Below are 7,072 nucleotides of genomic sequence, written 5' to 3'. Positions count from 1 at the left end.
TATTTTTTTACTTTTTTGATTCATTTACTTTTTGCTGCAATTCAGGAATAATAGGGTTTTTTACTGCTTCCTCAAATTCATCTAATATTTCACTCGTACTTATAGAATTCTTTTCAATTTTTGTATTACCATACAAAGGAATTATAAGGATACTACCATCTTCCTGTTTGTTAGCAGCAAAAACATATTCATTTCCAGTTTCTAGTAAAGGGTCTCCTTCAAACAAATACAAAGTTTCAATTGTTTCTCCATCTACCTCTTCCTTCAAGTGCCCTCCATATTGATTAATAGTCACTTCTTTAGAAGGAAGTTTTCCTTGTAGTTGATTATTAGCCTCTACTTTAAATTGTGTAGTAGGATAAGCAAGATTATCAATTTCTCCTAACTTTTGTGTTACCTTACCAGTAAAAATATAATCTACTGTACCTGCTAAAATCTGTTTGTTATCAAAATCAGCCATAAATGTAGCTCCGATTTCTATAACATCTTCTTCTACTTTATGTTCTTTAGCATTGACATTTGAATTAACTCCGTTATAACTAAATAATCCAATAACCATTACAGAAATACCTATAAGAATGAATAGAATTTTTCTTTTCATAAACTTATACCTCCTTATCTGAATTTACCAACGTTCTTTTAAATCTGATTTATCATGTGCCCCTAAAAAGTTTTGGCAAATATAACCACTTTTCATAACACTTCCTGCAACGTTATTATGATCGAGATTTAAAGCATGTCCTAATTCATGTAAAGCTGTTTTGTTTCTTTCACATGCAGACATATTATTGAAATAGTTATTATTAAATCTAATTCTATCGGCTCCAGTATATTTTTGCCATGAGCCTAATACACCATCAGATGCAGAATAATCAGTGAAGGATAAGTCTTCTACAGTACTAGTAGTATCACCGGCAATATTGATGATTCCCTCATTATCCCATTGTGTAATACCAGTGTTTCTAGCACTTGTCCATTTAGTACTTCCGTGATATGTTCCCCATCTTATTTCACCATTATCTACGGAATGCTTACTTCTGTCGGTCATGAAATGAGCAGATACTGGATTTACACTTAAAAAAATCAAAAGTAATATTAAAGTAAAGAATAACATAGTTTTTTTCATTCGTTTACCTCCTAATATATTATTGTGAGTCACTCTATCCCCCTTTTTTAAAAATTTAGTATATTACAAGTATATTACAATAGTAATATTATGCAAAAGATTCAAAATACCTATATTTTAATATATTTATATAATTTTAATAGAATCAATTTTCCTTTTTATGAGCTAAACTCCTCTAATAGATGCTCAATATAAATATATGTTCCTGACGCTACCCTTTATTAAAAGATAGCATTCTTATATTTACTTATAATCAAAATAGCGCTTAAAACAGGTGCAAAATTACGTCTAAATTGACACTATGATTTTATCAGCCTATTACACTTGTATCACACTCTATTGATATATAATTGTACTAATAAACTGAATGATTACAGAGATGGGATGATACAATATGAAAATTGCAAGGGGAAGAGAATTACTTACGCCAGATCAAAGACTAGCTCTTATGCAAGTTCCTGAAGATGAGTGGATATTGGGAACCTACTACACTTTTTCCAAACAGGACTTAGAAGTTATTAATAAGCGAAGGAGAGTGGAAAACCGTTTAGGGTTTGCTATTCAATTAGCCGTTCTTAGGTATCCCGGTTGGCCATACACCCATATCAAAAGCATCCCAGATTCAGTCATACATTATATATCGAAACAAATCGGTACCACTCCATCTTCGCTTAGTCATTATCCTCAAAGAGAAAATACACTTTGGGATCATTTGAAAGAAATTCGAAGTGAATATGACTTTGTAACTTTTACTCTGAAAGAATATCGAATGACATTTAAGCATCTTCATCAAATAGCTTTGGAGAATGGTGATGCCATTCATCTATTACATGGATGCATAGATTTTCTAAGAAAAAACAAAATCATACTGCCTGCTATCACTACACTTGAAAGAATAGTGTGGGAAGCGAGAGAAATGGCTGAAAAGAAGCTGTTTAATACGGTTAGTCAATCTCTAACAAACAAGCAAAAAGAAAAGCTTGAAGAAATCATTACTTCGCAGCATCCAATCGAATCCAATAAAACGATATTGGGTTGGTTAAAGGAACCACCGGGTCATCCTTCACCCGAAACATTTCTAAAAGTAATAGAACGACTCGAATACATACGAGGAATTGAATTAGAGACGGTACAAATTAGTCACTTGCATCGTAATCGCCTGTTACAGCTATCTCGATTAGGTTCAAGATATGAGCCTTATGCATTCCGTGACTTTCAGGAAAACAAGCGTTATTCGATATTAGCCATCTATTTATTACATCTTACTCAAGAGTTAACAGATAAAGCCTTTGAAATTCATGATAGACAAATACTAAGTTTGTTATCGAAGGGACGAAAAGCTCAAGAAGAAATTCAAAAACAAAATGGTAAAAAACTGAACGAAAAGGTTATACACTTTACGAACATTGGACAAGCATTAATTAAAGCGAAAGAGGAAAAATTAGACGTTTTCAAGGTTTTGGAATCCGTTATTGAATGGAATTCCTTTGTCTCTTCGGTGGAAGAAGCTCAGTTGCTTGCACGTCCTGCCGACTATGATTATTTAGACTTACTGCAAAAACGATTTTATTCACTTAGAAAATATACGCCAACGCTATTAAGGGTATTGGAATTTCATTCTACAAAGGCAAATGAACCACTTTTACAAGCTGTAGAGATTATCCGGGGAATGAACAAATCTGGAAAGCGAAAAGTACCTGATGACTCACCGGTGGATTTTATTTCAAAACGTTGGAAAAAGCATTTATACGAGGATGATGGTACAACAATCAATCGTCATTACTATGAAATGTCCGTTTTAACAGAACTTCGGGAGCATGTTCGGGCAGGAGATGTTTCCATTGTTGGTAGCAGACAATATAGAGATTTTGAGGAATATTTGTTTTCAGAAGATACATGGAATCAAACGAAGGAGAATACGAGATTATCAGTTAGTTTATCATTCGAAGATTATATAACGGAGAGAACCAGCAGCCTTAATGAAAGGTTAAAGTGGTTAGCTGCCAATTCCAGCAATTTAGACGGAGTTTCTCTTGAGAAAGGAAAGCTGTCAATTGCACGCTTAGAAAAAGATGTTCCAGAAGAAGCAAAAAAAATTAGTGCAAGCCTTTATCAGATGCTCCCAAGAATAAAATTAACCGATTTACTCATGGATGTTGCCTATTTAACAGGATTTCATGAGCAATTCACTCATGCTTCCAATAATCGAAAACCAGATAAAGAAGAAACGATCATTATCATGGCTGCTCTTTTAGGAATGGGAATGAATATTGGATTGAGTAAGATGGCTGATGCAACACCCGGACTTACATATAAGCAACTAGCCAATGTGTCTCAATGGCGCATGTATGAAGATGCAATGAATAAAGCCCAAGCCGTATTAGTAAATTTTCATCACAGATTACAATTGTCTTCCTATTGGGGAGACGGTACAACATCTTCGTCAGATGGTATGAGAATGCAACTAGGAGTTGCATCGCTACATGCTGATGCAAACCCACATTACGGAACTGGAAAAGGAACCACCATCTATCGATTTACGAGTGATCAATTCTCTTCTTACTACACAAAGATTATTCATACTAATTCAAGGGATGCCATTCATGTTTTGGATGGTTTATTACATCACGAGACAGATTTAAACATAGAAGAACATTATACAGACACAGCCGGTTACACTGATCAAATTTTCGGATTGACCCATCTATTAGGATTTAAATTTGCTCCAAGGATAAGAGATCTATCGGACTCAAAATTATTTACAATAGATAAAGCAAGTGAGTATCCAAAGCTAGAAGCTATTTTACGTGGACAAATAAATCCAAAGGTCATTGAAGAAAATTATGGGGATGTTTTGCGATTAGCTCATTCAATAAGAGAAGGAACAGTCTCAGCATCCCTTATTATGGGGAAACTAGGTTCTTATTCAAGACAAAACAGCTTAGCCACAGCCTTACGCGAAATGGGCCGAATAGAAAAAACGATCTTTATTTTGAATTACATTTCGGATGAATCTCTAAGAAGAAAAATACAAAGAGGATTGAATAAAGGAGAAGCCATGAATGGACTGGCAAGAGCTATTTTCTTCGGAAAACAAGGCGAGCTTAGGGAACGAACCATACAGCATCAGCTTCAAAGAGCGAGTGCTTTAAACATAATCATCAATGCTATCAGTATCTGGAATACTCTACATCTAACAAAAGCAGTTGAATACCAAAAACAGACAGGTAGTTTTAATGAAGACTTATTGCACCATATGTCACCTTTAGGCTGGGAACATATTAATTTACTAGGAGAATACCATTTTAATTCGGAGAAAGTGATCTCATTAGATTCTTTAAGACCACTAAAACTTTCTTAACGTTGTTAAAAACGAAAGAATCGTCGGGGAAATGGGCTTAGCGTTGTAAATCCGCATTTTCCTGACGCTACCCCTAATAGCCTTGTTAAGTAATTGCATATTATTTTCATTTTCAAGAAAACTTTTAACTATTGGTTGTTTTAAAGCCCCCTTATGTTTTTCCATAAATAATTTTAGTTTACTATCCATTAAAATCTCCCCTTTGATATCTAAAGTGAAAGGTGAAGAATAAATATCAACCAAAAAGAATATATGTTCGTACATTTAGGGTAAATGATTAGGTAAATAATTACAATAGTTAAATATTTTTTGTTAAGTGGAAATTGATAACAAAAGGAGATGAATCACTTTATATAGTAAATACAAAGAAGGGGTGAGGAAAATAGAAGATATAATTCGCGTAGTTGGGGATTTAGGTTTTCCAATATTCATCACAATTTATTTATTAGTAAGGCTTGAGAAGAAAATAGAACATTTAACTCTAGCAATTAACAACTTAAACAAAAATATAAAAACCCCTAATGAATAGGGGTTTTTATTTAGATATTAAGCTGCGTAAAATTTGTAACCGTCAATGGTCTTGTTGTTACTATAATTAATAAGATCGCTTTCTACCCAAAATCCTGCTACTCCACCGATAGAAAACATACCAATAATACCGCCTTCGGTCACATACTCTAAAAGTGCTGTGTCCCAGTGTGGCGTGCCTTCCGATATAACACGTTCACCACAATCACATTTGTACCAATTGCCTAGCGTATTAATATTTTCTCGTGTATCATCATCTTTAACAGCAGTCATTCCTTGCATCACCATTCTATGGACACCATATCTTGAACAAGGTGCGATTGGCATTTTTATTCCTCCCTGTAAGGTTTAAGCCGAATAAAACCTGTAACCATCTATGCTAGTTTGGCTAGTATAATAAATTAAATCTCTTTCTACAAAAGCATTTGTCTTTCCACTGATAATAGTAGTGCCTTGAATACCACCTTCAGTTACATAATCACGAAGTGGCACATTATAATGAGCCATGCCTTCAGAGATAACTCGTTCTCCACAAGTACATCTGTAATAATTACTTAAGTTGCTAATAGTAGCATTAGTGTCATCATCTTTAACCACAATAGATCCTTGCATTACCATTCTATGAACACCATATGTTGGACAAGGTGCGATTGGCATTTTTTATTCCTCCCTTCTTTTATTTATTTCGAACTTTAATCATTGATTAAGTTCTTCATATTTAAAAGTGAGTTATTAATCTTGATTATCAACCTAAATTAATAAAACAATAAAAAACTGAATCTTTTCTAAGATTAATTCGTATATAGTATCAAAGAAACAAAGGAGGACTATTTATGAAAAAGTTTGTCAATGTAATGTTTATGTCCATACTTCTTATTAGCTTAATTGCATGTAGTAATACAAGTGCCAATGAAGTAACATTTGAACAAAGAATTAATGAGACTTTAAAAGAAAATGACGCTAAATTTGATACTATAATTGATTATGACATCAAAGACGATTATATATTTGTGGTTTATCAGGAAATAGGTACAAATGCTTTATTTGTCTCGGTTCTAGAGGAAAATGAAGATGAGCTAAAGTGGATAGGTACACAAACCGCACAACAGGATATTACATTTTTTGGTGAGGAAGGGACACCGATAATAACTATCATTAGAACAGAACAGCCTGCAAAAGAGGTAAAGGTTTTGAATGAGCAGGCTAAAATGGTTAGATATAACCATCAACCTATTGAAGGAGTAACATTAGATATAACGTATTGGGTTGCTTATTCAAGTGAAGTTCCAGACTCTGAAGATGCCATAGAGGTTATTTATGAATAGAAAATAATTAAACCGTTCCAAGAAGGAACGGTTGGGAGTGTAATATAAACTGTGTAAGTAAGAGAGCGTACGGCTCTTACTTCGCAGTTTATTTTTTTATTGTTAAACTAAGAATATATGAATTGGGGAGTTGTTTCTAATGGCGAAATCGAAGCGTGATCCAAAATCAGTAGAGTTAGCTAATAGAATTATAGAACAATACCAACCAGAGTCCGTACAAGACATGCAGAATGCACTGAAAGACATATTTGGCCCTATGTTTGAATCCATGTTAAAAGGTGAAATGAACCATCATCTTGGCTATGATTCAAACGATAAAGGGGAAAAGAGCACAGATAACAGGAGAAATGGTTACGGAAAGAAAATCTTAAATACCAGTGCTGGGGAAGTGGAAATCGAGGTGCCACGAGATCGTGACGGCTCTTTTGAACCTCAGATCATCCCGAAACGTAAAAAAGATGTTTCTGAAATAGAGGACAAGGTTATTTCCATGTATGCGAGAGGCATGTCCCAACGAGACATATCATCTACCATTGAAGACATTTACGGCTTTTCTGTGTCTCATGAAATGGTTTCTGATATCACAGATACCGTGCTGCCTGATTTAGAAGAATGGCAAAGTCGTCCTTTAGATGAATGTTATCCTTTTGTCTTTGTAGACTGCATGTACACAACCATTCGCAATCAATACGAGACAAAAAAGTACGCTGTTTACACCATTTTAGGCTATAC

General features: G+C 34.2%; 9 protein-coding genes. 4 read left to right on the top strand and 5 right to left on the bottom strand.

What is annotated here, in order from left to right; all coding sequences use genetic code 11:
• Positions 1–7 precede the first annotated feature (7 nt).
• Complete coding sequence (locus tag JF53_RS06840) at positions 8–601, bottom strand: hypothetical protein (protein ID WP_047981748.1); 594 nt, start codon at positions 599–601, stop codon at positions 8–10.
• A 24-nt stretch (positions 602–625) separates the two neighbouring features.
• Positions 626–1,126 carry a matrixin family metalloprotease gene (locus JF53_RS06835; RefSeq protein ID WP_047981747.1) on the bottom strand — a complete coding sequence of 167 codons (501 nt, stop codon included), beginning with the start codon at positions 1,124–1,126 and terminating at the stop codon, positions 626–628.
• A 394-nt stretch (positions 1,127–1,520) separates the two neighbouring features.
• Between JF53_RS06835 and JF53_RS06830 the strand changes: the two genes are divergently transcribed.
• Positions 1,521–4,487 (top strand): Tn3 family transposase, encoded by a 2,967-nt coding sequence (locus tag JF53_RS06830; RefSeq protein ID WP_047981746.1) that lies wholly within the window; start codon positions 1,521–1,523, stop codon positions 4,485–4,487.
• On the opposite strand, the gene JF53_RS06825 is transcribed toward JF53_RS06830, so the two are convergent.
• Positions 4,473–4,676, bottom strand: coding sequence for a hypothetical protein (locus JF53_RS06825; protein WP_047982068.1), 204 nt, complete (start codon positions 4,674–4,676; stop codon positions 4,473–4,475). The genes JF53_RS06830 and JF53_RS06825 overlap by 15 nt on opposite strands.
• Positions 4,677–4,860: 184 nt before the next feature.
• Here JF53_RS06825 and JF53_RS17220 point away from each other — a divergent pair, with 184 nt between their 5' ends.
• Positions 4,861–5,016 (top strand): YvrJ family protein, encoded by a 156-nt coding sequence (locus JF53_RS17220; RefSeq protein ID WP_330218281.1) that lies wholly within the window; start codon positions 4,861–4,863, stop codon positions 5,014–5,016.
• A 17-nt stretch (positions 5,017–5,033) separates the two neighbouring features.
• On the opposite strand, the gene JF53_RS06820 is transcribed toward JF53_RS17220, so the two are convergent.
• The gene (locus tag JF53_RS06820; protein WP_047982067.1) at positions 5,034–5,342 is read right to left on the bottom strand and encodes a hypothetical protein; all 309 of its coding nucleotides are present in this window, start codon (positions 5,340–5,342) and stop codon (positions 5,034–5,036) included.
• Between the two features lie 21 nt (positions 5,343–5,363).
• Entirely contained in the window at positions 5,364–5,672 is a 309-nt protein-coding gene (locus JF53_RS06815; protein WP_047982066.1) for a hypothetical protein, read from the bottom strand.
• A gap of 176 nt (positions 5,673–5,848) precedes the next feature.
• Between JF53_RS06815 and JF53_RS06810 the strand changes: the two genes are divergently transcribed.
• Both JF53_RS06810 and JF53_RS06805 read left to right on the top strand, forming a co-directional pair.
• On the top strand, positions 5,849–6,340 hold the full coding sequence (locus JF53_RS06810; protein ID WP_047982065.1) for a hypothetical protein: 492 nt from the start codon (positions 5,849–5,851) through the stop codon (positions 6,338–6,340).
• A 139-nt stretch (positions 6,341–6,479) separates the two neighbouring features.
• Positions 6,480–7,072, top strand: a 593-nt coding sequence (locus JF53_RS06805; protein ID WP_201777894.1) for an IS256 family transposase, incomplete at its 3' end; no start/stop codon positions are given.

Origin of the sequence: Ornithinibacillus contaminans (genome assembly GCF_001038425.2) — a bacterium.
Classification (GTDB): Bacteria; Bacillota; Bacilli; order Bacillales; family Amphibacillaceae; genus Ornithinibacillus; species Ornithinibacillus contaminans.
This window is presented reverse-complemented; position numbering and strand designations above follow the sequence as displayed.

What these genes read in the sequence shown, in the direction of transcription:
- JF53_RS06840 (WP_047981748.1), bottom strand. Translation starts at nt 601, where the DNA reads ATGAAAAGAAAAATTCTATTCATTCTTATAGGTATTTCTGTAATGGTT.
- JF53_RS06835 (WP_047981747.1), bottom strand. Translation starts at nt 1,126, where the DNA reads ATGAAAAAAACTATGTTATTCTTTACTTTAATATTACTTTTGATTTTT.
- JF53_RS06830 (WP_047981746.1), top strand. Translation starts at nt 1,521, where the DNA reads ATGAAAATTGCAAGGGGAAGAGAATTACTTACGCCAGATCAAAGACTA.
- JF53_RS06825 (WP_047982068.1), bottom strand. Translation starts at nt 4,676, where the DNA reads ATGGATAGTAAACTAAAATTATTTATGGAAAAACATAAGGGGGCTTTA.
- JF53_RS06820 (WP_047982067.1), bottom strand. Translation starts at nt 5,342, where the DNA reads ATGCCAATCGCACCTTGTTCAAGATATGGTGTCCATAGAATGGTGATG.
- JF53_RS06815 (WP_047982066.1), bottom strand. Translation starts at nt 5,672, where the DNA reads ATGCCAATCGCACCTTGTCCAACATATGGTGTTCATAGAATGGTAATG.
- JF53_RS06810 (WP_047982065.1), top strand. Translation starts at nt 5,849, where the DNA reads ATGAAAAAGTTTGTCAATGTAATGTTTATGTCCATACTTCTTATTAGC.